This is a genomic window from Fictibacillus phosphorivorans (genome assembly GCF_023715845.1).
Classification (GTDB): Bacteria; Bacillota; Bacilli; order Bacillales; family Fictibacillaceae; genus Fictibacillus; species Fictibacillus phosphorivorans_D.
In genome coordinates this window covers 37,474-62,526 of record NZ_JAMBOR010000006.1, presented here as the reverse complement: position 1 = coordinate 62,526, position 25,053 = coordinate 37,474, and the positions used below count along the sequence as shown (strand labels likewise).

27 protein-coding genes are annotated in these 25,053 nt (G+C 36.1%); 21 read left to right on the top strand and 6 right to left on the bottom strand.

The genetic code is table 11. From position 1 onward, the window contains the following. Nucleotides 1-96 precede the first annotated feature (96 nt). The 5 genes from M3206_RS06855 (at nt 97) to M3206_RS06835 (ending at nt 4,270) form a co-directional block, all read left to right on the top strand. Entirely contained in the window at nt 97-1,083 is a 987-nt protein-coding gene (locus M3206_RS06855; RefSeq protein ID WP_251311775.1) for a Kiwa anti-phage protein KwaB-like domain-containing protein, read from the top strand. Nucleotides 1,084-1,102: 19 nt separating this feature from the next. Beyond that, entirely contained in the window at nt 1,103-1,774 is a 672-nt protein-coding gene (locus tag M3206_RS06850) for a hypothetical protein (protein WP_251311774.1), read from the top strand. A gap of 290 nt (nt 1,775-2,064) precedes the next feature. Next, on the top strand, nt 2,065-2,334 hold the full coding sequence (locus tag M3206_RS06845) for a hypothetical protein (protein WP_251311773.1): 270 nt from the start codon (nt 2,065-2,067) through the stop codon (nt 2,332-2,334). Between the two features lie 716 nt (nt 2,335-3,050). Continuing rightward, nucleotides 3,051-3,536 carry a hypothetical protein gene (locus tag M3206_RS06840; RefSeq protein ID WP_251311772.1) on the top strand — a complete coding sequence of 162 codons (486 nt, stop codon included), beginning with the start codon at nt 3,051-3,053 and terminating at the stop codon, nt 3,534-3,536. A gap of 506 nt (nt 3,537-4,042) precedes the next feature. Next, nucleotides 4,043-4,270 carry a hypothetical protein gene (locus tag M3206_RS06835; RefSeq protein ID WP_251311771.1) on the top strand — a complete coding sequence of 76 codons (228 nt, stop codon included), beginning with the start codon at nt 4,043-4,045 and terminating at the stop codon, nt 4,268-4,270. A gap of 107 nt (nt 4,271-4,377) precedes the next feature. On the opposite strand, the gene M3206_RS06830 is transcribed toward M3206_RS06835, so the two are convergent. Then, the gene (locus M3206_RS06830) at nt 4,378-4,740 is read right to left on the bottom strand and encodes a helix-turn-helix domain-containing protein (RefSeq protein WP_251311770.1); all 363 of its coding nucleotides are present in this window, start codon (nt 4,738-4,740) and stop codon (nt 4,378-4,380) included. A gap of 159 nt (nt 4,741-4,899) precedes the next feature. Here M3206_RS06830 and M3206_RS06825 point away from each other — a divergent pair, with 159 nt between their 5' ends. The 5 genes from M3206_RS06825 to M3206_RS06805 are packed head-to-tail and all read left to right on the top strand — an operon-like array spanning nt 4,900 to nt 6,866. Then, on the top strand, nt 4,900-5,184 hold the full coding sequence (locus M3206_RS06825; RefSeq protein WP_251311769.1) for a hypothetical protein: 285 nt from the start codon (nt 4,900-4,902) through the stop codon (nt 5,182-5,184). A gap of 32 nt (nt 5,185-5,216) precedes the next feature. Then, a complete protein-coding gene (locus M3206_RS06820; RefSeq protein ID WP_251311768.1) occupies nt 5,217-5,513 on the top strand; it encodes a hypothetical protein in 297 nt (98 codons plus the stop codon). A gap of 53 nt (nt 5,514-5,566) precedes the next feature. Then, nucleotides 5,567-5,989 carry a hypothetical protein gene (locus M3206_RS06815; RefSeq protein ID WP_251311767.1) on the top strand — a complete coding sequence of 141 codons (423 nt, stop codon included), beginning with the start codon at nt 5,567-5,569 and terminating at the stop codon, nt 5,987-5,989. A gap of 57 nt (nt 5,990-6,046) precedes the next feature. Further along, nucleotides 6,047-6,574 (top strand): Uma2 family endonuclease, encoded by a 528-nt coding sequence (locus tag M3206_RS06810; protein ID WP_251311766.1) that lies wholly within the window; start codon nt 6,047-6,049, stop codon nt 6,572-6,574. 22 nt (nt 6,575-6,596) lie between these two features. Next, entirely contained in the window at nt 6,597-6,866 is a 270-nt protein-coding gene (locus M3206_RS06805; protein WP_251311765.1) for a hypothetical protein, read from the top strand. Nucleotides 6,867-7,223: 357 nt separating this feature from the next. Here the strand turns inward: M3206_RS06805 and M3206_RS06800 are convergent, their stop codons facing one another. After that, nucleotides 7,224-7,958, bottom strand: a complete 735-nt coding sequence (locus M3206_RS06800; RefSeq protein ID WP_251311764.1) for a helix-turn-helix domain-containing protein — start codon at nt 7,956-7,958, stop codon at nt 7,224-7,226. A 129-nt stretch (nt 7,959-8,087) separates the two neighbouring features. On the opposite strand from M3206_RS06800, the gene M3206_RS06795 reads away from it, so the two are divergent. The 5 genes from M3206_RS06795 to M3206_RS06775 all read left to right on the top strand — a co-directional run bounded on the left by M3206_RS06795 (nt 8,088) and on the right by M3206_RS06775 (nt 15,822). Then, nucleotides 8,088-8,918 (top strand): TIR domain-containing protein, encoded by an 831-nt coding sequence (locus M3206_RS06795; RefSeq protein WP_251311763.1) that lies wholly within the window; start codon nt 8,088-8,090, stop codon nt 8,916-8,918. A 234-nt stretch (nt 8,919-9,152) separates the two neighbouring features. After that, nucleotides 9,153-10,172, top strand: coding sequence for a hypothetical protein (locus tag M3206_RS06790; protein WP_251311762.1), 1,020 nt, complete (start codon nt 9,153-9,155; stop codon nt 10,170-10,172). A 696-nt stretch (nt 10,173-10,868) separates the two neighbouring features. Then, nucleotides 10,869-11,351, top strand: coding sequence for a hypothetical protein (locus tag M3206_RS06785; RefSeq protein WP_251311761.1), 483 nt, complete (start codon nt 10,869-10,871; stop codon nt 11,349-11,351). 111 nt (nt 11,352-11,462) lie between these two features. Continuing rightward, entirely contained in the window at nt 11,463-14,867 is a 3,405-nt protein-coding gene (locus M3206_RS06780) for a VPA1262 family protein (RefSeq protein WP_251311760.1), read from the top strand. A 136-nt stretch (nt 14,868-15,003) separates the two neighbouring features. Beyond that, complete coding sequence (locus M3206_RS06775) at nt 15,004-15,822, top strand: DUF2971 domain-containing protein (RefSeq protein WP_251311759.1); 819 nt, start codon at nt 15,004-15,006, stop codon at nt 15,820-15,822. A gap of 420 nt (nt 15,823-16,242) precedes the next feature. Here M3206_RS06775 and M3206_RS06770 read toward each other — a convergent pair whose 3' ends face one another. Then, on the bottom strand, nt 16,243-17,124 hold the full coding sequence (locus tag M3206_RS06770) for a hydroxymethylglutaryl-CoA lyase (protein ID WP_251311758.1): 882 nt from the start codon (nt 17,122-17,124) through the stop codon (nt 16,243-16,245). Further along, a complete protein-coding gene (locus M3206_RS06765; protein ID WP_251311757.1) occupies nt 17,121-17,792 on the bottom strand; it encodes a GntR family transcriptional regulator in 672 nt (223 codons plus the stop codon). Before M3206_RS06765 ends, M3206_RS06770 begins: the two co-directional genes overlap by 4 nt. A 205-nt stretch (nt 17,793-17,997) precedes the next feature. On the opposite strand from M3206_RS06765, the gene M3206_RS06760 reads away from it, so the two are divergent. The 5 genes from M3206_RS06760 to M3206_RS06740 all read left to right on the top strand — a co-directional run bounded on the left by M3206_RS06760 (nt 17,998) and on the right by M3206_RS06740 (nt 23,165). Beyond that, nucleotides 17,998-19,197, top strand: coding sequence for a CaiB/BaiF CoA transferase family protein (locus tag M3206_RS06760; RefSeq protein WP_251311756.1), 1,200 nt, complete (start codon nt 17,998-18,000; stop codon nt 19,195-19,197). 149 nt (nt 19,198-19,346) lie between these two features. Continuing rightward, on the top strand, nt 19,347-19,613 hold the full coding sequence (locus M3206_RS06755; RefSeq protein WP_251311755.1) for a hypothetical protein: 267 nt from the start codon (nt 19,347-19,349) through the stop codon (nt 19,611-19,613). Next, entirely contained in the window at nt 19,606-21,114 is a 1,509-nt protein-coding gene (locus M3206_RS06750) for a sodium:solute symporter family protein (protein WP_251311754.1), read from the top strand. Before M3206_RS06755 ends, M3206_RS06750 begins: the two co-directional genes overlap by 8 nt. 202 nt (nt 21,115-21,316) lie before the next feature. Continuing rightward, nucleotides 21,317-22,579, top strand: coding sequence for an MFS transporter (locus M3206_RS06745; protein WP_251311753.1), 1,263 nt, complete (start codon nt 21,317-21,319; stop codon nt 22,577-22,579). After that, nucleotides 22,569-23,165: a flavin reductase family protein gene (locus tag M3206_RS06740; RefSeq protein ID WP_251311752.1), complete on the top strand. Its 597-nt coding sequence runs from the start codon at nt 22,569-22,571 to the stop codon at nt 23,163-23,165. Before M3206_RS06745 ends, M3206_RS06740 begins: the two co-directional genes overlap by 11 nt. A 66-nt stretch (nt 23,166-23,231) precedes the next feature. On the opposite strand, the gene M3206_RS06735 is transcribed toward M3206_RS06740, so the two are convergent. After that, entirely contained in the window at nt 23,232-23,543 is a 312-nt protein-coding gene (locus tag M3206_RS06735; RefSeq protein ID WP_251311751.1) for a hypothetical protein, read from the bottom strand. A 255-nt stretch (nt 23,544-23,798) separates the two neighbouring features. Continuing rightward, nucleotides 23,799-24,356 carry a hypothetical protein gene (locus tag M3206_RS06730; RefSeq protein ID WP_251311750.1) on the bottom strand — a complete coding sequence of 186 codons (558 nt, stop codon included), beginning with the start codon at nt 24,354-24,356 and terminating at the stop codon, nt 23,799-23,801. A gap of 106 nt (nt 24,357-24,462) precedes the next feature. Here M3206_RS06730 and M3206_RS06725 point away from each other — a divergent pair, with 106 nt between their 5' ends. Continuing rightward, entirely contained in the window at nt 24,463-24,933 is a 471-nt protein-coding gene (locus tag M3206_RS06725) for a MarR family winged helix-turn-helix transcriptional regulator (RefSeq protein WP_251311749.1), read from the top strand. Nucleotides 24,934-25,053: the final 120 nt, after the last annotated feature.

Below are 25,053 nucleotides of genomic sequence, written 5' to 3'. Positions count from 1 at the left end.
ATTTTTGTCGAAATGAGTCTTTTATATACTATTGAAGGGCAGTGAGTTTTTTTGGGTTTGAATAGCAACGGGAATTTTATTCATAGAATAAGTATGATGACAGATGACGAGCTTGATACTTTAGATTTGCAAGTATATCTAGTTTCTAAGGCAAACCAAAGTGATGCTCTATATTTTGCAAAAAAAGAGATATTAGATCCTGACTTGAGAATATGGTTAAAAAAGAGAATAAAGAAAGAATTGAATAACATAAAGATTGACAGCGCAGAAGGCAAAAAATTTTATACCGCAGAATATAATCATGAATTAACAAAGGCCGATTATATAGCTAAATTAGTTATAGAGGATGATGAAGATTTAAAGGATAAACTTGCAAAATTATTTCAAGCCTTAAATCATAATAACAGCACATTTTTAGATAAAGATGCAAAGTTTCAAGTGGTGAAAATCTCAAAAGATACCGAACACGCCTATTTTATTTTTTATAGAGGTGTGAAAATTTCTGCAATGGAACGAAGAAATGTCAGTAAACTCCCGACCGTAAGAGACAGAGAGCAGTTGGTTATTCAAGACAAAAATGTCATCGAGTTTGGAGGTAAGATTGAACTCTTTATTCACGAAGAAATAATGTACATTCTGAATCCAAGAACATTAGAATATACTTTTAATTATGATGATCATATCAAAAGACAGCGGGATAATAACTTAGAAACTATTACTAATATGAGCTTTTTTGATGAAGAGTCAAATACAACCAAGTTTAAAGAAACTTCTAGCCAGTATATTCTCTCCAGAGGGTTAGCTTCAATTAAAAAAGAAACGTTAGACGCCTTAGAGGAAAGTTTTGAAGAAAGGTGTGAAGAATTAAATATGATTAAAAGTGATATACCTGAAAATGAGCCAGATAGAGAAGAATATCTTGAGAGGTACAGTTCACTATGGCCACTTTATGAACACATTGATGTCGAAAATCAGAAGGTAAGATTTAATCCAGATCATGAAGTAACACCATTACTTCATTTTTTCTCTGATAAGATCGTAGAGTCGTTTCTTACAAAAAAATTCAAATCTCAAATTTATTAAAAAAAGGGGTATTTAGACTATGTGGAGTAAATTTCAGCAAGCCATATTATGGATTATAACTTATTCTCCACTAGTCATTGTGATGGTCTTTAGATTTATTGCAGGTAATAAATATTTCGGGCTTGACGAGTGGTTGGTAAATCAAACTTGGGTAAATAAGGATAGTATCTTTGTGAGTAATTTGAGTGCAGAAGTTTATTTTGTTATTGCCACAATAATTTATACTTATTTTAGTTATAAGTACACCATTAAATGGTTTATGTCTGGGTTTGAAGAGAGAATAAGGACAGGGGAAGATGGTCAGGACATGTATATAAGAAAGGCAGAGAGGTTAAGTGCAAATGATTATTCTTTCTTTTTGCTAACGTTACTTATTCCCTTGGTGTCTCTTGACCACTCATCAGTGATTAACTTGGCCGTATCATTAATAATAATATTCTTTGTTATCGCAATCTATGTGAAAACAGATGCAATAAGTGTTTGTCCTCTACTCTTTTTTTCTGGAAGAAGTGTTTTTAAAGGAGTTATTTCTTTAGGGGAAAAAGAACAAGAATCTAATGACAGTTCTCTCAGAAAAGATGTAATTTTTATTATGATGAAGGATAAAATAACATTCAATCGAAAAGTTCGAGGTGAGAGGCTAGTTAATGATGTTTACTACTTAACAAATAATGAAATTGATAATGATTAATCTTTATAGATAGGGTTCAAGAGGGCATCTCAACTGAGGTGTCCTTTCCTATACCTGATGAAGTTTAGGAAGCAGTTTCAGATTAGCATAAGGGGTTACTGCTAGATGTAGTTCCAATGAGATGAAAAGGAAAAGAGTTAATTTAAATTTTTATAATCATTAACTCTTGTGTAATGTCTAAAGATTAGGGTGGGCTGTTTTGTTGACAAAATTTCAGGAGGAATCTTAACGGATAATGAAAAAATACAGAGCAAAGTCAGAATGTAAATAATGGCGAGCCTCAAGAGCGATTGAAAGATGCCTTTGGTATTGAGTTTTGCGTTAATGAGTTATTGCCTGCAGATTTAGAAAATCAAGGATATAGAAAAATGTCCATAGACGAGGTTAAGCACGTGGAACCGTTACTTCAACTCGCACCACAACTTTTTGTAGATAAAACATATAAAGGTGCAGTTGATAAGGCCTTTAAAGCAACAACTGAAAACTCTTATAAATGTCTTTTACCCCCTTCTATGAAATCTAGCGAGAATAAAGGGGACAACAAATGTGTTTATTGGTAGTGGTCTCGATAATGCTATAGCATTAATTAAATGCCGAATACAACATATTGATTAGGTGATTATTTTAGACGAATGGGTACTATATATAGTAACTATTAATAGTATCTATTAAGGTTTTTTATTTAAAATATGGGGTTAAAAAATTATAAAAGTTGTTGTTGGTAACTGATAATAGTTACTAGATAAGGGTACTTTGGGTAAAGTGTTTAGTAGGAAGGGTTTGATGTGTTTATCTATGATTCTTGCGCATAATTAATGGTGTTAAAACTACTCTGAAAACATATAATAGTCGGTCTTTTACGGGGTTTTGAGGGTCGATAAACCGTTGGTGACAATAGGTTTTACTTATTAAAACATATGGGTCTACCCATAGATACAATTGGGGCATATTAAGACCTACCCAATTGTAAAGTTTAATAATCTCAAAATCTATATGTTGCTGTACTTTTTAGTTGCTTTAGCGTCTAGTGTTATCTTTTTTTCGTCGATACTTTTTGTAGTTACCATTCATAGTTTCTATTAAGAGTAACAAACAAAGAGTTAAACAATATTTGGATTAGTGATGAGGTCTGAGTATTCAAGGAAAATATGAAAAAAAAAATGTAACTATTTTCAGATTCTGAATAAATTCAGAATCAATTTTTTATTTATTGTTATTAAAATATAAAAAATTGAAGATACAATGAATAAAAATAAATGGAGGGAGGGCAACACGGTTGTTAATATCTGAGGTATTAGATTTCTTAAATGAAGGTAATTCTATATCCGATTTAGCGAAGAAACTAAATAAACCCGTAGGATCATTGTTGAAAAAGCTTAAAAACTCTTGTGTAGAATTTGATAATGAAACCAACGAGTGGCTCTGCAGTAGCAACGACAAGTACACAGCATTGAATCGGGACATAACTAAAACAATAAAAGTGCTGAAAGTAGATAAAGAAATAAACCAAAATCAATCTGCAGAGGTTCATTCTGAAATAAAAACAGAGGATAAAGAATATGAATTATTTCTTTCTTATCGGGATGTTGACCATTCAGAGTTAACAGAGAAGAAATCTCTATTTCTAACGGAAGAAAACTATGAGTTAATAAAAAGTATATGTAAGAAAAACTCCTTTAAAATTAATGGGTTCATTCATGTATTACTAGAGACAGGATTGAAGAGCTTTAATCTAAAAAATAATAAGGGAGATAATCTTTAACAATTGACTGCAATAGTAAAAACTAAATTAATATCAAATAAGGAATTTATTATATTCCTATTGCGAATATAAATTTCACAATATTTACCATATATTTGTAAAGTGGTATCCTTATAAATATTGACCACATTGAATTTCCCAATAACAACATAACACCTTTTGAATTACAGTAAAATGGAAAACGATGAATGTTCAGTTAAATGAAATGGGGGACCAAGAAAATGCCAAGAAAAATAGTTTGGTATAGTTGGAATTTGCTCTCATACCTCTTTGTATTACTGGTTTCTTTGTGGATGGCGAGTCCGGGTATAGCTGAAACGGATGCAGCAACAAATAGGTGGTACTTCATGTCTCTATTTGCAATTTAGATAATTAGCTTTATAATGCAGTTTAAAAAGAAGACTAGAGTTTTTGGGATTTTTATTACGGTAACACTTACATTATTTTGTATTTACTTCTTATCGAAAGCTATTCTTTTTTAATATCCAGAGAAAGGTTGTGTTTGGATGAATTATCTAAAAACAGGGGTTTGTTTCAATTTTAAGTATATAAAAGAGCAGCATCCGTGCTTATGGGATTTGTATAAAGAACACTTTGAAGGAATTGAAATTGAAAATGAAGAAAAGGTTTATTTCAACTATTTAGCTGACAAAGTGGATGGCAGAGTATTATTTAACTTTCTTAACGATTGTTTGCCGGAAGAATTGCGAAGAGAATTAACAAAAAGTAAATGATTGGAATGCTGTAAAACAAGATAGTAAATTTTGTTTTTACAGCATTTTTATTTTTAAGTATCAAAATATATTTGTTAGATCTGTAACTGAATATTATTTAATAATCGTTATTTCTTTATAGAAAGTAAGAAGAGAAATAACGCTTTTTTTTGTTCAGCTTGTAGTTCATCAATCATTTTTTGTAATCTACTATCTATATCTAAAACGGATTCGTTAGATATATTATCCATTGATAGCAAGTCATAAAATAAGTGATTAGTCTTTTCAAGTTTTTTAATAAACTCACTCACTGAAATTCCTAGTTCCTCACATATGATTATTAATTGAGTAAAAGACATTTCTTGGTTGCCATTTTCAATACGAGACAAGGACGAGGTCGATATCTTCACCTTACTTGCAAATTTGTTCAAGGTTATTTTTTTACTCAATCGTAACTCCTTAATTAACTTCCCAGCAGCTATGTTATCCATTTTATTCCCTCTTATATGCCTATTTATATTTATATTTATAAATATATCTTTTCAACTATCGTACATTTTTTCAGTTTTACAATCAAATAATTATGTCGTATAATTTTCGTTAAACGGAAATTTGGTTTAAACGGAAAAATCAAGCTGAGGAGGGATACTATGATTGATGGTTTGAAAGGAGCAACTGAACATTTTATTGAACAAAGAATAGAAGCTTTATTAGTAAGTGAAGAAAACCAATTGCGAATTGATTTAATCTATAGAGATACAGAAGAGAAATTATATGAAGCAACAAAAGTGCTTAATGAAGAGGAGAGATTCTCGCTAATTGAAGATATTAGATCAAATATATTCGAGCAGGTCTTTTTTCAAACAAAACAAGCATACCGACAAGGATTTATTGACTCAATGACGTTTATGATTGATCACCCAATAAAGAAATAATTCTTAAATAACTTAGGGGGACTACTAACACAATGAAAATCTATTCAGGAAAAATAGTAATTAATTTAGCCACTGTTGTTGAAGAAAATATAAAGGCCTTTGAGATGGAGGAAGCACATAAAGAATTAACGACTGAATTATTTAATGAAATTCAACTGTTATTAGGTTCTCACGGTTTTTGGGCTAACGATATTGGTGCAACTCTTGAAGAGTGTGAAAATGCAAAGGATAGCACAATTAAAGTGATTCAATCTGAGGTTGAGAAGGCGAAAAAGATTAGAAATGAAACGTACAGCAACAAAAAGGTCACTAGAACTAGAATCGAGTAGCAACATTCTATCGTGAATTAATTTTAAAGTACTACACAAAGTTAGGAGATAATATGCTAGATCTGTTTATTCTGCCAACAAGTTTATTTAATCAATCGCTTACTGATGTAGAATTGTATGAGGAGATATATAGGCAATTTGATAAGCAAGTTGAAACTTTTTTGGGTGGTACAGATGAGAAACTAAATTCAAACAGTGAGAAGAGTTTTTTTGTTCCTTCTAATGCAATTGCTGCAGAGTATGGGGAAGAAATAAGGGGAATAGATTTAGTTGTTTATGTCTACCTATGTTTACTTGTATTTAATAATCAAGAAATCACTGTAAAACTAGATATTAATGAATTAGCCAAAAGAACGAGAATTAAAAAGACCCAATTAAAACACTCAATAAATCACTTAGTTAGAGAACAATTGATTTCTGAATCTTCTCGAAGTGGTTATTATACTGTCTTAGAATTAGAGCTACTTTTAGGTTGATGTATATGATAAAAGTAAGATCCCCTTATTACTATTGAGGAAGGAAAGGTGGGGGCTATGAGCCGATATTCTTTAGAAGAATTTTATCAAAAAAGCGAGAGTTCGCCTAATCCTCTAGAATACATACATGAAGAAATATATAGTCTACCACCGTCTCAAAAGGAACATCAACTCATTCTTGAAAGACTAAGTAAGAAATTACTAGTATTGGGTGGAATGATTTATTCATTTTGTAGTTATCCGAACGATGTATTATTAATTAAACAGGATGATATCGCAATAATTAAACCTGACTTAGCAGTTTTTAAATTTTTGAATGAGAGAAGACAGGTTCCAGATGTCATCTTTGAGATAATTAGTTCATCTAATCAAGCTCATGATTTAGTTTTAAAATTAGATCTATATATGAGCTTTAAAGTCAGTGAATATTGGGTTATAAATCCTTTACTCAAAGCTGTCCTTATATTTTCGCTGGATGAACAGGGATACAAGCAATCAGACATTGCAAAAAATGAGGGTGTTGTCGGGTCTAAACTGATACCAGAATTTAATGTGGACCTAGCAATTCTGTTTAAAGAGCAATGATTATTTAGAGAGGAGTGAGACAATGAGAGAACCTGAACGTATTGAAAGAATCTTAAACTTACTTAATACAATATGGCAGCAGCAACCTGATTGGCGATTTAATCAATTGATTTCTAACTTACAGAATTTATATTCGCAGCAGAATAATGGATACGGGAGAAGGAAAGCTATTCAAAAAACAGATTATGGAGAGATTAATTCGAGTTATTTAGATTTTTTCTTCCTTGAAGATGACAAGTGGGAAGAATTCTTAGTCAAAATTATAGACAATATGGAGTCAGAAAGTGAGTAAAACAGTAAAATAATCATCCTATATGAAGGAGGAAGGTTCGTGGATTTTAAGAGATTAATGTTATATGTCAATATTTTGGGCATATGTCTCCCACTGGCATTAACATATGTCATATTAATAAACATCGTCTTAGGATTGCCAGTTGAGCCTTTTTCTGTGTTTATCTTGGCATTTGGTTATGCTGTGATGATTAAACGTAATTATGTATTTCAAGAATTGTGGGAGAAGTGGTTTGGCAGGTAGTGAATAAAGAAAGCTGAATATAAACATATTAACTACGGAACTGTTTGTTGCCAATTGATTTGGTTACAATACAGCAACGATAAAGCAATCTGGTCCTATCGTTGCTGTTTTATATTAGTAGCTTTCTTCTAATCTTTTCAAAGCTTTCGCATAAGCTAATTCTCTCTCTTTTTCTTCCCAATCCAGTCTTTGAAGAATTCGTTGCCAATAAATATTTCCTTCGTTTGCATATGATTTCGCAGTTTCTCTCCATAAGTATGCTTCAGCTTCTTCCAATACAATATAAAACCTGCTCTGAATTTTGAAGTGGGGCATTCCATCTTCCTTAATTAGACTATATATTGTGGAAGGACTTGTTCTAAAATGAGTAGCAGCTTCTTTTATTGTTAAAACGGTTCTGCCATAATAGCTAGTTTTTTCTTTGTTAGTATGCTTTTTAATATCCTTAGAGAAATTATTAAGCTCCTCTCTAATTATTTCTCTCAGAATGTCTTCAATCATTTTATTGCCTCCCTTTTCTCTTTCAAATTGCATGATTTCATCCTGCACTAACTGTACATCCCAATTCTTATCTGGATCAGTCCAACCAAATTTATTGTAATCTGAGATTGTTTCTTTAATTTCTCTTTCTTCAAAAATAATCCGAGCTTTAATTTTCCTGTGAGGCATAGCTCTTGCATAGGTTAACTGTCGCAAAGTATAAGTTCCTATACCAGTCATTTTTGATACTTCTTTAATAGTCAGGTACTTCTTTGGCAAAGAGTCTACTTTTTTATCGAGATCATCATTGAAATGGGAGAATTCCTCATGAAAAACTTCTTTTAAAAGGATTTCAAAAGACTTATTCATCACTTCACCTCTTTCGTATATAGTTTAAATTAATTATAGAACATTAGTTCTCCCTCGTGTTGTATAATTAGAATAAGATCAATCATAGTTTCTTAGATTTAATAAATATTAGAATTGGAGTTGAAAAAAGTGTCTAGTATAACGCTGTTGGAGTCAAAAATTAAAAGGCTTAGAAACGACATAAGCCGTTTAGAGGGAAAAAGGGCAAATGCTGTAAAAGATGAAAGTAATGCAATTAAAAAGATAAACAGCGCAAATGCAACGATAAAAAGAACTAAAAGTACTTCTACAGTTTCAACCAAACAAAAAGAAATAGAACGAGAAAATAAAAAAGTACAAAAAGCAAAAGAAGATCAGGCTAAGGTTATGACTGAAATTGCCAAAAAGAATATTGAACTAAATAAAGCACTAACGAATCTTAGTAAAACTGAACAGGAAGCGATAAACAAACTCAATATAAAACAAGAAGAAAAAATTAACGCGTTATACTCTCAGCAAAACCAAGAGTTTGAGAATCTAAATGCATCCAACAAAGAAGTCGGTGAAGCTAGAGAATATGATGTCTTTATTTCACATTCGGCAGATGATAAAGACAGTTATGTTTCGACATTAGCTGATCATTTAATGGCTGCTGGTATAACAATATGGTATGACACCAATAGTATAGGTTGGGGACAAAGTATTAGAAGGGAAATTGATAAAGGCCTTGCATATTCAAAATATGGGATAGTTGTTGTATCTCCGAGTTTTATAGAGAAGTACTGGACAAACTATGAATTAGATGGAATCCTTTCTAAAGAGAGTGCAACAGGTAAACAAATGATACTACCAATTTGGCATAATGTTACAGCTGATCAAGTAAAAAAATATAGCTATCCTTTAGCTGGTAAACTAGCCCTTAACTCTGCTGTTAACACTATGGATGATATAGTTGAAGGTGTTAAGAAGCTAGTAAAATAACAAAACTGGTTATGCCACCAACAATGAATAAAGTATAAATCCCGTTCATTTTTATGAGCGGGATTTATTTTATAAGTTTAATTAAAAATAAAAGAATGATGTGATCTACACTTGACGTATTTAGATCAAAGCTAATAGAGAAAATATTAGTGGAAAAAAACTTATTATAAGGACTTAAAATATTCAAACACATAATGTACAGTATTTAAAATCAATTGAAGAGGTGAATTAACTTTGTTTACTGTACAAAATGTAAAAGGCTTTTATATCGTGCCAAGAATAAAAATTGAAAGGCCTCGTGATAAGATGTTATACCTTTTTTTATGCGAGAAGGCCAACTTTATTGACAGCGAACTATGTAGTAGAGGTGAGTTAATCACTTCAAAAATAAAATTAGAACAAGAGACAGGGTGGTCATATTCGAAAATTAGAGGCTCTATTAAGAGGTTGGAAGATTTGGGCCTTATTAAAACTGAAACTCTACCAATGAAAAGTGGAACAAAGATATTGATTGTTGATTATTCTTTGTTTCAAGATTTAACCAACTATAAAAATATGACATCAATATTAAGATATGAAGAAATTCAAGCAGACAACAAACCTAATACTCATGAGTCTAGCAATCAGATTGTTCCTAAGAAGCAAGAGATATCAAGAGAAGAAGAAGGTAAAGGCAGTATCACTAGCAAACCAAATAACTATCAAAATAGCAATGAGAAGCTCAAACAGAGCAGCGATACTATAACAAAAGCTTTTAACAAAATTTTTAAACAAAATGAATTTAACATAAAAGAGAACAAGGGGTTCTCTTGTTTATCAAAAGTATTTAGAAATTCTGAACTGTTTTTACAGTCATATGAAGATACGGCACAGTTTGTTGAAAATGTTGTATCAAATGACTTCCCTTTCACAACTATTAATCAAGAGATTTTCATGGACTACCTAGAAAGTATTCGCCTAGCTAGAAACTCTGAAAAAGTAAGTGTAGTAACCGTTGTAAACTTCCTAGCTGAAATAGAAAACTATAGAGTAGATATTGTTGAGTCTGCATTTGACATACACAGGAAAGGGCACAGGGATAAAAAAGAGTCTTACACTAAAGGTATTATGAAAAATCTAATAGAAGTCGAATCTAGCAAGATAAAACCCAAAGACGTTAAACCTAGGGTGAGTAATAAAACGAGGAAAAGAGAGGAAAGGTTGAAGGCTAAAGGATTATTAAAAAGTACAGGCAATCTTAAAGTTGATTTCTAGTAATAAGGAATTTTTTAATGCTTTAAGATATATTCAAAGCTTATTGAAAAGGTTCTTTAAAAAGCAGGAGTTATAGCAAATGTTAATTGACTATGCAGTTTTTGGAGTAAACGTAAGAAAGGCACAGCCTGAGCGATTAGTTTATATTGTAAAAGTTAAAGAGGGATTAAAAGAAGACCATATTTTTTAAATTATGCAAATGAAAGGTATGCAATCACACGCTTACGGAGTTCAGTCCGAGATAGAATTTTTCGCTAATTATTATGTGACTCCAATTGATAAATTAAATTCAACCGAGAAATGACCAGATTAGTTAAAACACACTGCCATAAATATTGGATACAAATTAGTCCCGATATTTTGCAAATTGATAAAAGAACCCCTGAAACGTTGGAATAACAACATTAAGGGGTTTTTGTTGCTTACTCTACATTATTAATATAGTGTCAGAACGTTAGTTCGAATTTGTAATTAATACTTTGAATTCTATGTATAATTTGAGGAAAAAAGTAGATGTATATTCTGAGGATACTTTAAGAATTGGAAAGAGGCGCATCTCGGAATATTAGTATATGAAACAAAGTAACCTCATTAAAAGTAGAAGTGTATTTGGATTATAATACCATTTTCATGGCGCTTTTTGTATAATAAAAGGTAATTACCATAATTATAAGTTAGTAAGGAATGGTGTCAATCGTGATTGGTAATCTAAGAGACTTTACTATTGGTGTACTTGCCTCTCTATTCGCTACATTTATAACTACATATGCTTTTCATGTTATACATCTTGGTGAAGCTTTTAATTTCAAAGAATTTCTTAAAATAGTTATTAATTATAAAGTTCTTTTATATTGGATACTACTGCTAATCCTTTTACTTTTATTACGTTTGTTTATTAGAAATAGAATTGATAATTTACAAGCACCTTACCCAATGGTTATGAGCATCGGAAATAATTATGACTTAGAATTTGAGGGGGAAGGTTATGGATTTAAATGGAGAATATATGCTGATGCTAAACGCAAAGATCCTTTTACGAATGAGATACTAGATATTAATGTAGGTAGAGTGGATGGACCTTATTGTAAAAATGATTATAGAAAAATGAAAGTATCCAGAACCTATCTAGGAAGATATAAATATAATGTCCTAAATGTGGATATAAAAGAACCCTATTAAAAAATGCTTGGACACTAGAATCTGATATTGAAGACGATATAGAAGCAAAATATAGAGGCAAAGTAAATGCTCAATAGTTATGACTAAAGTAAAGAAAAAAGGATGTTTATAATGACGGATATTAATCAGTTATTCTGCAATTTCGATCAACTAAGATTGGATAAGAAGCTTGAAAATGTAATGAGAAAAGAAGTGAATTGTCAGCTTCAAATGTGGGTGCTTGAAATTTGTGGAGAGAAAGCTATTTCCCAACGGTTGTTATACTCGTGGATAATACCTAGTGACTATTGTGATGGCAAATGGTACAAAACGGATGTAGAAACAAAGTGGTCACCCGATTCAAGTGCATATAAAGTAAATATAAAAAAAATTACATTTTTCTCCGATGGTGAGTCAATTGCATTACTTATGTTAGATTTACTAAAAGGTAGCTCACTTTTGGAAGCTTGTGTAAATCTCAATCTTACCCAGCCACCCAAAGAATTAACAAAGTTTGGAATAGGAGCTCCATCAAAAAATACTTATGTTGTACGCCCCCCTGTTTTTCTTGAAACAGAATCAACAAACCGTTTATATAAAGAATATATTCGTCCAATTCAAAGTCCTTCTCGCAATGTGTCTTGTGTATCGGCCTCATTATTTCAATTACATAAACTAAATATCTGGGGCGAGGATGACATATCTAGTAAACCAATTGATTATGCCGATGAATTGGCGAAGTTCTGTATTAATGCTTTGAAAAAGGAAACTGGCTTAAATTTTGAAAGCACTGATAGTAGTAGACTAGGTAATATAGAATGGATTGCAACTCCTTTGCTCGACCCGGAAGCATTACCCATTGATTTTAGCACAGTAAGAGAAAATATAGCTAATAGTAGTATTAATATAAAGACAATTAGCTGTAGAGAAGTTGAGGTCTATTTACAACCAGAACTTAACTTACCTAGCAACAAACTTCTAATTCGCTGTCGTTTAAGGAATCATCATGAAATAATACTAGACCAAATAAAACAGGTTGATGCTAATGATGCTGAGCAAGGTTTGCGGTTTCGTGCAGACCAAGAAGTGAGCCGAATTCAATTGACAGTTTGGATTGCCAACTCAGAAGATGATGAATGGGATATTTGGTTTGAACAAGATACCCCTATTATGAGAGAAATGAGCATGGCTATAGGAATGGTTGGATTACAAGGAACCGTAGGACTTAGTACTATTCAGGAATGGAAAAATTCTAAAAAGATTAAGGATAGAGTCCACCAGTACGAAAAAATAAAGCAAACCAATTATCAACACTCTAGTACTGCTGGTTATGTCCACGATCCTTGGACCCCTTCCTCAATAGAAATAAACAATTATGTAAAACGGTTATTTCCAACTAAATCAAAAGGAAGATTTTTTCCAAAAGGATGGGGTGATGATGGTCCATCTGTACTTAGCTTTGCTGAATGGTTTAAGTCAATAACCAATAATACGGACCGTGTCAAAGTAACAATCGTTGATCCTTACTTTGACACGGTAGGTTTAGAATTAATAGCACATTCACCTACAACAAACAATTCATTTGAGGTAATTACATGTACTCAACTTAAATCACATGATGATAATTTGGCAATAAATACAGATGCACAAACAAACGACTCCGAACCTGAACGTGCTACTCGTATTAAAAAGGGCTGTGAAAATCTAAGATTATTCCTATCCCGCTTACAACTAAAAGTATTAGATATACGAGGGAATCAAAGGGGAAAAAGTTCTTACTTTCATGATCGATATTTATTAATTTATGATTCTAGTGGAAATGTTTCTGAGGGATATCATTTATCAAACTCCCTTCAGGCTGCCACAAAGTTTGACCCGTTATTGGTAACTCCAATTCCAACAGATATTTTAATTGAGGTAGCTTCTTACGTGAATGTTTTAAGAAATGCTCAACCACCAATCATTAATCATGCATCAGCAGTACAGATATACCCTAAGAAGGTTGTGAATAATGCAGATTCTGGACAGAGCGTAATAAAAAGTAAAGATGATGAGTTAATAAAGAGGCTCTCTAAAACTAGTTTGTTTTTTGCGGAGCTTTTGCAAGATTCTGATATAGCCTCGGCAGATTTTGAATCTATTAAGCAGAAATTATTGGAGCATAAACTTCTAGACCCTAATAGTTTTCAATTTGTTGTTGTGAAGGAAGAGTTCATAGTTAAAACCTTATGTGCTTTTTCTGAAAAGTTAGTGTGCAAAGGGGATGGAGAATTCTCCTTACTTTGGGAGAGCTTTTCATTTTGGTTAGCGAATATAGTTGATTATGAAAAATATTTATTTAAGGTATCCGATTATCAAGGTATTAAGCTGGGAGAAAAAATCATGTCATATCTATTAAATCCTTCCGATGTACTAATCGAAGGATTTAATGAAGCGCAAGAAATTACAGTTCATCAAAAAAATAACTTCTTAAACAATAACTTTAAAGAAAGCTTATATGATGCCTATTTATCATTGGATGGATACTATGATAATCGTTTATATGGCCATTATCATCTTCAATATTCAACAAAAGCAATGATATATATTCTACCTTCTTTAATTGTAAATACATTGGAAAAATTAAATGAAAGGGAGAAATTTAATAAACAAAGTGTATTTGTTATAAGGGCTTATTTGTTAGACGAATTATTTATACATTTGTTGTTTAATTCAAGTTTTGATTTAATAAACGCATTATTAGCATCTAACATCTCATCTCTTAGAGGGTTAGGATCTCAGGCAAGATGGTTTCATTTAAGTGAGATAGAGGATCTCTCAAAACCTAGTGACCTTGATCTTCCTGAACTAAACAATACTGAACGGATCTTTGCATTTTCAGAGTGGATTTACCACCTACGTGTAAAAGCGAATAGGATGGGAAGTGAGTCACAAGAGATAAAAGATATTAGAAAGAAGTTATATATAAAAATTCACAAATGGTGGCCCGATAATTTCCACCCAATTGATAAGGATGCTATTTTACGACGTTTAAGTGGACCTTCTGTCGGGGGATGGTCAAAAGATATATACCATGAATTACTTCTATGTTTAGTCCAAGACAAAAAAATTACAAGTGATGAGGCTATTCTCTTTTGGCTTAATTTGTTGTTAGAAAAAATAGAGGGTGGGAAAGGTAACAATATTTCTTTCTATGCTCCTACAGATATTTTATTAACGGATTTATGTGCTAGTATTTCACCTGAATTATCAGAGGAAGCTTGGGGAGTAAAAGTTAGGCAAGTACAGAAATTAATTAATAAATGTAATCGAGAAATTCGTCGTCCTTTTGAAAAAAGTATAAACTTTAACAACTGGAACAAAGTAAAGAAGCAGGGATTATGGGTCAAGGCATTTTTAGAACTTGCTTATAATGCTACACATGAAAAAAAACAAGATATATTAGAATTACTTAATCAAATGGATGATAAATTAAAGAATACCTCTAATTGCACAGACCGATATTTATCTGAGTTTGCAAATCAGACATCTCATTGAGAAAAAAAACACTAAAGCTTAAAAAGGTGAAATTAGATTGATTGTAGAAAGGCAATAATTACAGGTATTTCTTTTTAGATACATTTACTATCAAGAGTAACAAAGAAATGCTATTGTTATAGAAAGTAGGCTAAATATGCATTCATGGATTAAGGAATATATGAAGCTGTTTTTTGAAAATCGAGAAGAAAGCTATCAATTAAAGCATCAAAATATTCCAAGAAAATTATATAAATACCAACCAATTAGTGATTCTAATAGAGAAGATAGATTAAATGCTTTGAAGGACAATAAAATTTGGATGACTAAAGCACCTTATCTTAATGATCCATTTGATTGTCAACCAACATTTTATAATGAAACAGAGCTTAGACAATTTATTTTAAATGAAGGTATTCATGAAAAGGTAGGAAAAACAGTTGATTACCTTATTGAAGCTACTGATCAAAGTTTAAAAATGTTTAGAAATAATATGAAAGTTTCTTGCTTTTCAGAGACTAACGTCAATATGCCTTTATGGGGTAACTATGCTGATAACCATAAAGGAATATGTATTGAATATGACTTTTCTCAACTTGATGCCAAAAATAATTTTATCAAAATGTTATATCCTGTTGGTTATGACGAAAAAAGGTATGATATAACAAATATTTTAAAAAGTGTTATCAGTGATGAGTATACATCCAATCCATATGTACTATTCTTTTTAGTCATGATGAAACACAACAGTTGGAAATATGAACAAGAATGGCGAATTATTGACTTCGATTTTGAGGAAACATCCGGCAAAGGTTCATTAATTGAATGCCCAGTAAAACCTACTGCTATTTATTTTGGATTAAATTGTAGTGAAAAGGATATAAATAAAATTAGTTCCATAGTAAATCCTCAAGAAATAAAATTAAAAAAGCTGGAGTTAAAAAACAACGAGTATTTTCATCTGAATGTACTTTAATAGAATTTTGGGCAAAAAAATAGACGAGACACTATTCTCGCCTATTTTTTTGCCTCTTAAATAACCACGGTGAACCGTATCATAAGTGGAATGCTTATTAATATGAAGTTGGTAATCCCCTAAAACCAAACTACATTAGCTTTTGTAACCAAAGTAAAAGTATCTATTAGGTATTTGTTGCATTTTCTACAATCGGGTGTTGGTTGTTGTGTATTTAATTATTTTAATTGGACCAAAATAATTTAAAAGATAAGATAAATTTGAAATCCAAAAAGGTACTAGGTTTGATTTAACAGCATTTTGAGCATATTTTGAAAAGAAAAAGGGTGAGATATGTTCCGCACACATGTCCATACGTGGGATAGTAATAAGTATGAATACACCCCTAAACTTTTGTCAAAGTTTGAGGGTGTATTAAAATTAAGCAATCCCAGCCTTCATTACCATCCCATCCAACGTCTGTTCCATACTTCGTTCCAACCATCTAGCGGTCTCAACTAAACACTCAAGATCTGTCCCAGTATCGATGTTCATCCCCCTAAACATGTTCACCATATCCTCCGTACAAACATTGCCAACGGCTTTAGGGGCAAAAGGACATCCCCCTAATCCACCGATTGATGAATCAAAACGAGTGACACCTGCTTGATAGCCTGCAAGGATGTTGGCTAGTCCTAGTCCACGTGTGTTATGGAAGTGCAGTCCGAGTGTCAGGTCTTTTCCGAATTCTTGGTGAAAAGCTGCTACAACATTCTGCACCTGCAGAGGATTCGCCATTCCTGTCGTGTCTGCAAGAGTGATCTCCATACATCCAGCTTTTAAAAACGATTCCGCAACCTTTAACACTTTATGGAGCGGAACTTCCCCTTCGAACGGGCAGCCGAAAGCTGTTCCTAACACACCGGCTACTCCTTTGGATGCTGCACCTTCCTCAATCACTTTCGTCAGTTCTTTAACTGCTTGATCTACCGTTCGTTTTGCGTTTCGTTGATTAAAAGAGTCACTTGTTGTTGTGACGACATGCAGGAAGTCAACGTCTGTATGTAAGGCACGTTCAAGTCCTGATCGGCTGAGGACGAGACCGGCATAACGCACATCATCTCTTTTTGGTACGAGGCGCATCACTTCTTCAGCGTCTGCCATCTGAGGTACGACTTTTTTGTTTACGAACGATACAGCTTCGATGATTCGTATACCGGAGTCGATGAGCTTGTTGATGAGTTCGACTTTCGTTTCTGTAGAAACGAGCTTTGGTTCGTTCTGGAGCCCGTCGCGTGGTCCGACTTCACAGATCTCAATCATTGAGAGTCCTCCTTCAACACATGTATTTTCTTGATCTCGTCTAGGTGAGCCAGCACTTGATCGCGGCCTTGATAGATATGTTCGGTCATTGCGACGCGTGCACGTTCGGAGTCTTGACTTTGTATCGCGAGTAGAATCGTCTTATGCACTTCAAGTGAACGCTTCAGTTCGAACGAGTTGTACCAGTAGAACGAACGGAAGACGAGAGGGACCACGACTACTTTTGATAGATGAAAATAGATGTGCGGATTCTTACAAGCAGAGATGATTGCTTCATGAAACTGCTGGTTGAAGTTCACGATCTCTTTAATAGAATTCATGTCTTTTTCTTGATAGCGTTCGATCGCTTCTTCATAACGGGCGTTCGCTTTCTTTATCTTTTGGATATCTTCTTCTGTACGATGGAGGGCAGCCTGACTCGCGGCGTAACCTTCTAATAGCGTACGAAGGTCATAGATTTGCTGAATGTCTTCCCGGGTGAAGTGTCTTACACTCACTCCGCGTTTAAGAGGGGTAACGAGACCTTCTGATTCGAGCTGTTTGATCGCTTCACGGATCGGTGTCCGGCTCAGCTTCAGTTCCTTCGCTAGGAATTCCTCTCCGAGCCTCATCCCAGGCTCATATTTTCCGTGTATGATGGCTTCTTTTATATAGTTATAGGCATCCATAAAAACCACTCCTTATCCGTATTGTATACAAACGGAAATTCAGTTGCAATAATTTTCTGAAAATATATGGATTTAGAGTTGATAAATCAATCTTTGTTAAATGAACTCAAAAATACCCATTGACTGTTTGTATACAAAGCGTTAATTTGGTATAAAGATTAAGAAAATTATGATTCTTCTAAAAACAAGTTAACGGAGGGATAATATGTCCGATCAACTTCCTTTAGGTGATATTCGTGTCATTGAGCTGGGAACCCTTTTAGCCGGTCCTTTTTCCGGAAGGCTGTTAGCGGACTTTGGGGCAGAAGTGATCAAAGTGGAACCGCCGGGAAAATCAGATCCGATGAGGAACTGGGGAAAGTCAAAAGACGGGGTGGGCCTATGGTGGCCGATCCAATCGCGCAACAAAAAGTCCATCACGCTGAACTTACGAGTAGAAGAAGGGCAGAAGATTTTAAAAGAGATGGTGAAAGACGCGGACGTGATCGTCGAGAACTTCCGTCCGGGAACGATGGAGAAATGGAACCTTTCTTATGAAGAGCTGAAGGAAATCAACCCAAAGCTTATTATGGTCCGAACATCCGGATACGGACAGACGGGACCTTATAAACATCGCGCTGGTTTCGGAAGTGTAGGAGAGGCGATGGGAGGCCTTCGGAATGTGACAGGATTTCCAGATCGTCCGCCTTCACGAATCGGAGTTTCGATCGGTGATACGCTCGCCGCACTCTTTTCCACGATCGGCTGTTTAGTCGCTCTGCATGAAAGGGAGCGATCTGGCGTGGGACAGGTCGTCGATACGGCTCTTTATGAATCGGTCTTCTCGGTCATGGAAAGCCTCATTCCGGATTATATGTTTGCGGGGTATATCCGAGAACGCATGGGGAACATCCTGCCGGGGGTCGCACCATCGAACATCTACTTTACGAAGGACAAGACGTATATCGTGATCGGGGCGAACGCGGATGGCGTGTTCCGTCGGTTATGTGAAGCGATGGGGCAGCCGGATCTGGCGGATGATCCGAGATTCTCTACACACCACGCAAGGGGCGAGAACATGAAGGTGCTCGATATGCTGATCGAGGACTGGACAAAATCGCTCGATGCGAAAGACGCGTTAAAGATTTTAGATGAAAAAGGGGTACCGTCAGGACTCATCTATACGGCAAAAGAGATCTTAGAAGATCCGCATTACCAAGAACGCGAGATGATCGTGAACGTAGAGCATCCGCAGCTCGGTGATTTCCCGATGCCTGGAGTTGTGCCGAAACTAAGCCGTACACCAGGCAAGGTGAAACATGTCGGTCCTGAAGAAATGGGTAAGCATAACGATGAAGTCTACCGAGGTTGGCTTGGTTACAGTGAAGTGGAAATTGAAAGGTTAAAAGAAGCAAGTGTGATTTAAATCGTAGGCTAACGTGTGTAAGATACAAGTTTACGAGTTTGTAAGATAATTACGATTACGTGAAAAAATGAAAAGGCTTCCACCTAAGACTGTACTGCATCATAGATTATCAGCTCCATAGAACTTAATTCTTTTAAGGAGGATATGATATGAAAACCAAGTCAGTGAAGGAACCGATCCGGAAGAAGTGGATCTGGGTCCTGTTGTTCATCAACACCTTATTGATCGTCCCCTGGTATTTTCCGAAGAGTGCAGTTGAACCGTTCATCTTTGGATTTCCGCTCTGGGCGTTTGTTTCTACCTTTTTCACCCTTGTTCTTGGTGCCTATTTAAGCTGGCTCTGCCTCTCTCAATGGAACATCGTGGAGGATGAAGAGGAGAACGCGAAGGGAAAGGGGGATGTGAACCATGGATAAGCTGGTCTTCGCCGGTATGGATGGAATCATCATCTTAAGCATCTTTGCGATTATCATGCTCGTTATCGGGTATTTCTCTGGTAAAGGACAAACGAACCTTCATCATAGTCTATCAGGCTATTATCTGGCTGGAAGAAATCTCGGGTTCATTGCGTTGTTCTTCACCCTTTACGCGACACAGTATAGCGGGAATACGATCGTCGGTTATGCCCCGACCGGATACCGTACAGGATTCTCCTGGCTGCAGTCGATCTCGTTCATGACGATCATCATCGGGATCTATCTGTTGTTCGCGCCGAGATTGTACGTGGTGTCGAAACGCCGGAAGTTCGTAACCCCTACAGATTGGCTGGAGTTCCGGTTCAAATCGAAAGCGGTTACGTTGCTCAGTATCTTCTTGATGCTATGGGGGCTAGGAAACTATCTGTTGGAACAGCTTGTTGCGATCGGACAAGCCGTTGCCGGAATGACAGGTGGGACGATTCCCTATGAGATCGCGGTCGTTGCTTTCGTTCTCGTCATGCTTACTTACGAGTGGATGGGAGGCATGAAGGCAGTAGCGTTCACCGATGTGATGCAAGGACTCGTTCTTATGGTTGGCGTATTCGTGTTTTTAGCGGGTGCTCTGTATTTGGTCGGAGGAAGCTTTAGTGATGTCACCCGGTACATCGCCGACAACGAACCGGCAAAACTAGGGGTTCCGAAGATGGAAGTATCGGTGAACTGGTTCAGTATGCTCGTCCTTGTCGGTTTAGGGGCTTCCATCTATCCGCATGCTGTTCAGCGTATCTATTCGGCTGAGAGTGAACGAACGCTGAAGAAATCTTTCGCTCGTATGGCGTGGATGCCGCCGATCACGACAGGTCTCGTGTTCGTGGTTGGTATTTGTGGGATCATGCTTTTCCCTGGTCTAGATACAGCAGGTTCTGAACAGCTCGTTGGACTGATGGCGAATAAGATTGCGGCGATCAATGGGTTTTATTATTGGATGATGATCATTTTCTTCGGTGGAATCGTAGCGGCGATCATCTCGACAGCTGACTCTGTACTCTTGAGCTTTTCATCCATGTTATCTAATGATGTATATGGCAAGTTCGTTAATCCGAATGCTTCAGAACACCGAAAAGTCATGGTCGGTAAAATCGGGGGCATCATCGCGATTTTCTTCCTGTTGATGATCGCCTGGAATCCACCTGGTACGCTCTATCAGATCTTTGTCTTGAAGTTTGAACTGTTAGTGCAAGTCTTCCCGGCCTTTGTGCTCGGTCTCTACTGGAAACGTCTCGCCGCAAAACCAGTATTCTGGGGAATGCTTATCGGAGCTGTTGTTGCAGGGCTGTTAACATTAACCGGCTATAAGACGGTGTTTGGCATTCATGGCGGTGTGATCGGGCTAACGGCAAACTTTATCATTTGTGTGGTCGGTTCCATGCTCGTTACCGTTTCTGCTGACGAGTCCTTGAAGAAAGAAGAAATGGCAGTGTTGGAGCTTGAAGCTTAAACAAAGTACTCAGGTAAGGTTAATTTTTGTGAACAAAAATCCTCATAAATGGTTATATGAGTGTCACTGTACAGAAATAGGCTATGACTGTACAAAAAAACAGAGCAATCGTACAAAAAAGTCGCGTAACTGTAAAAAAAATCGGTTAACCGTACAAAAACAGACTCAACTGTACAAATTTAAAAAAAGAGTTGAAGTAGACATGGCAAATTTGAGTTTGAGCATCAAACACAGTCGTTTAGAACCGCATTGGCAGATGCTGATCTGGCTCTTGATTGTGCAAATATTGGTCGCCTTTGTGGGACGTGGACTTGTCCCGCTTGGGGTCTTAATCGGAGCTGATCTTTCGCTCACGAAAGCACAGATCGGCATGTTCCCGGCGGGGCTCTTTTTAGGACAGGCAATGTCTTCGATCCCTGCCGGATTCTTAGTGGACCGGCTCGGATCCAGAAGGCTTTTGCTCGCATTGTCATTGTGTTTAGGAGTCGGGTTTATGTTCTCGACTCTTTTTACCCATTTTTGGTCGATGCTCCTATTCGTCGTTATCGGCGGGCTCGGATACGGAGCGATGCATCCGGTATCAAACAGAGGGATCATCTACTGGTTCACTCAAACACAGCGCGGGACGGCAATGGGCATCAAACAGATGGGCGTCACGCTAGGCTCTGCATTATCGGCCGTGATTTTATTGCCGATAGCCGCCTCTTACGGCTGGCGGACAGCCGTAATCGGTGCAGCTACTCTCTTAATCCTGATTGGAGTCCTGTCTTTTTTTCAATACCGTGATTCAGATTCTGCGCCACAAAGAAACAGTGATCAGAAGCTTTCTGTTTTTTATAAAGCCATGTGGAAAATGCTTCAGAACAAGCCTCTCTTACTCGTCAGCCTAAGTGCACTCGGACTGAACGGCGCACAGATGTGCTTAAACACGTATCTCGTGCTCTTTGCGTATGAAAAGATGGGAATCTCCTTGTTTTTGTCGGGAGTCCTGCTCGTCATTTCAGAAGCTTGCGGATCGTTTGGGAGAGTGGCTTGGGGTGTGATCAGTGACAAGGTCTTTAACGGAGAACGGCTGATCATTATTATTATGATCGTCATCCTCTCGGCATTGGCTAGCAGCACCTTAGCGTTGTTACCTGCTCATACGCCGTTTGGTGTCCTTGTTCCGATCATCGCTATATTTGGCTTTGCGGTTTCGGGGTTCAACGGCATCTGGATGAACTTAGCGAGCGAACTCGTCCCGCCGGAACAGTCCGGCATATCGAGCGGGTTGAGCATCACGATCGGTTCGTTTGGTGTCATCGCGGCACCGCCCGTCTTCGGTTTTATGGTGGATTTGAACGGCAGCTACACGTCGGGTTGGTTTTTTATCACCGGGCTGTTATGTGTGGTTTTTGTGATTTTACTCGTCTTGTTTAACGTGAATAAAAAGAAAAAAGAGAGGGTGGAGGAACGTGCAATTTGATCCAAAAGACCTGACAGAAAAGGATGTTTATAAACTATTGGTAGGCTCGGTCGTACCAAGACCGATCGCCTGGGTATCAACCATCTCGACAGAAGGAGTAGTGAATTTAGCGCCGTTCAGCTTCTTTAACGTCGCCTCCCGAAACCCGCCTATGCTCTGTATATCGATCGGACCGGGAGTTGGCGAACGAGAAGGAACGGAGAAAGATACACTCGTCAACATACGAAATCAAAAACAGTTTGTGATCAATGTGGTCCCGTCGTCATTAGGGAACGCGATGCATAAAACATCTGAGAACCTTCCAAGTGAAGTGGATGAGTTTAAAGCGGCGGGACTCACCACGATCGACAGCACCATCGTGAAACCAAAACGTGTGAAAGAAGCGCCGATTCAGATGGAATGTCAGCTCGAACAGATCATTCAACTCGGCAGTGATCATCTCGTTATTGGGAGAATGGTACGCTATCATATCGAGGATGATTATTACCTTGGGAATTATAAAGTGGACTTAGAGAAACTGCAGCCACTCGGAAGATTAGCAGGGAACTATAGTGAGAGCAGAGCGTTCTTTTCACTTCCAAGATAAAAGCATTTTAAAGGGGCGGACACGTTGGTGTCCGCCCCTTTTTAACGTTAAACAATTTAACCGCTATCAATTAGATCGTCTCAATCCAAATATGTTGAGCATATAAACGAGAGACAACGGAATAACGCTCATATTTTTTAGAAAGTAGACACAAGCATCATATAAAGCACTGGGATCGGATGGCTGAATACCCATCCATTCTAAGATAGATAGAAAGAGTAGGCTGATTAACATAATGACTACATTCCCGAGACCAAAAAGAATCACAATGAAAACAATGATTTGGGCAACAACCCCATATGGCCAATTCTTAGTAAAATGAATGGACCACGAATGAGTAAGCTTTTCCCAAAATAGCTTATTCCTAAGTTCACTCATAGGGACCTTTGCCCCTATGCTGATCATGAATAAAAAAAGAAAAACTCTTGAAATCGCAACGATCACTTCTAACCAAAAGGGTGTTTCAGAACTCCACATTTGAAAGGCACGGATGATGGAGGGGATAAGGGAAACCAGCAACCACGTAAAATGGCTGTAGAAAAAACGAATAGACGTTGTAAGAGTGTCTAATCCAACTTTGCCATAATGCCAAACCTCAGAAGATTTAATAATCTCACGTCCTTTCATCTCGCTCTAGATAAATTGAAATAGTTTTAACAGATAAATGATGCTAACAGGGATAAGGAACAAGTTTTTAAACACCAAGATCGTGGCTGAATGAACAGCCTCCTTATTGGAGGTATTAGAATGGAATACCTTTTCGTATAGACGGATTGTCCAATTTTTCCTTATGACGAGATGCAAGATTATATTGTATATGCCGAATATGATGCAGTACCCCACAAGACCCCAGATCAGTTGATTAGAATCGATAAGATTAAACCCCTGAAAGATGTTCGTCCACTCTTGTTTCAAAAATAGATGTCCCACAGGTCTATCATTTCCAATAAACACGATTAATGAATATTGCAGGAGCCGAGATAACCATACGAATAGTTCGAGAACGCCATAATAATTTGTCCTTATTTTCTTTGCAACTTGGAAAAATCGCATAATTGCATGAGGAATAGAAAGAAGAAACAGGATCGGTATCGAAAAATAAAATGCATTCGACCAAACAAAAATCTGAAATCCTTCTTTAATCGGCAGCAGAAAGCTATAGAAAAAGGTATTTATAAACTCGTCCAGCATTGTTGTTATCTCCTCATGGTTCGTTTAAAATTTATTTATACTCAAAAATAAAGTATCTCGAAAATTAAGTATCTCTATTTTAGAGTTAATTTTATAGTAGAGTGGTGTGATAAAATTGTCAACAAAAAATCATACGAATGAAAATGAGTCCAAAAACTTGGGACAAGAATTCAGTTTGAATCTAATCATGTTCCATCAAACGATGGCAGAAAAAGTAGGTTTAAATCTGACCGATTATAAAGTATTAGGAATCATTCCATCCGAAGGGTTGACGGCTGGACAGATCGCTTCGATTACGGGGTTATCTACAGGTATGGTGACCACGGTTCTCGACCGGTTAGAAAAAAAGGACTTTGTGTACAGGGAGAGAGATGGAAGTGACAGGAGAAAAGTGAATGTCAAAGCAAACTTTGAAAAGATTGCTTCTGAAATCGGTCCTTACTTTCAATCCTTCGGGAAGGAAATGGGGAAAATCACTTCCGATTATAGTCCAGAGGAATTTAACATAATCAATGATTACATGAGAAAAAGTATAGAAGTTTTTAAACTGGAAATGAAGAAATTAAAAGAAAAATAACGGTAAGTTCTAAACTCTATTTGCCTCCTACATATAAGGGGGCTAATTTTTTGTTCATTTTTTCCGATATTTACGTCATTTTTTTGGATTGTTGAACATTATGAAAGCGCTTAATATTTG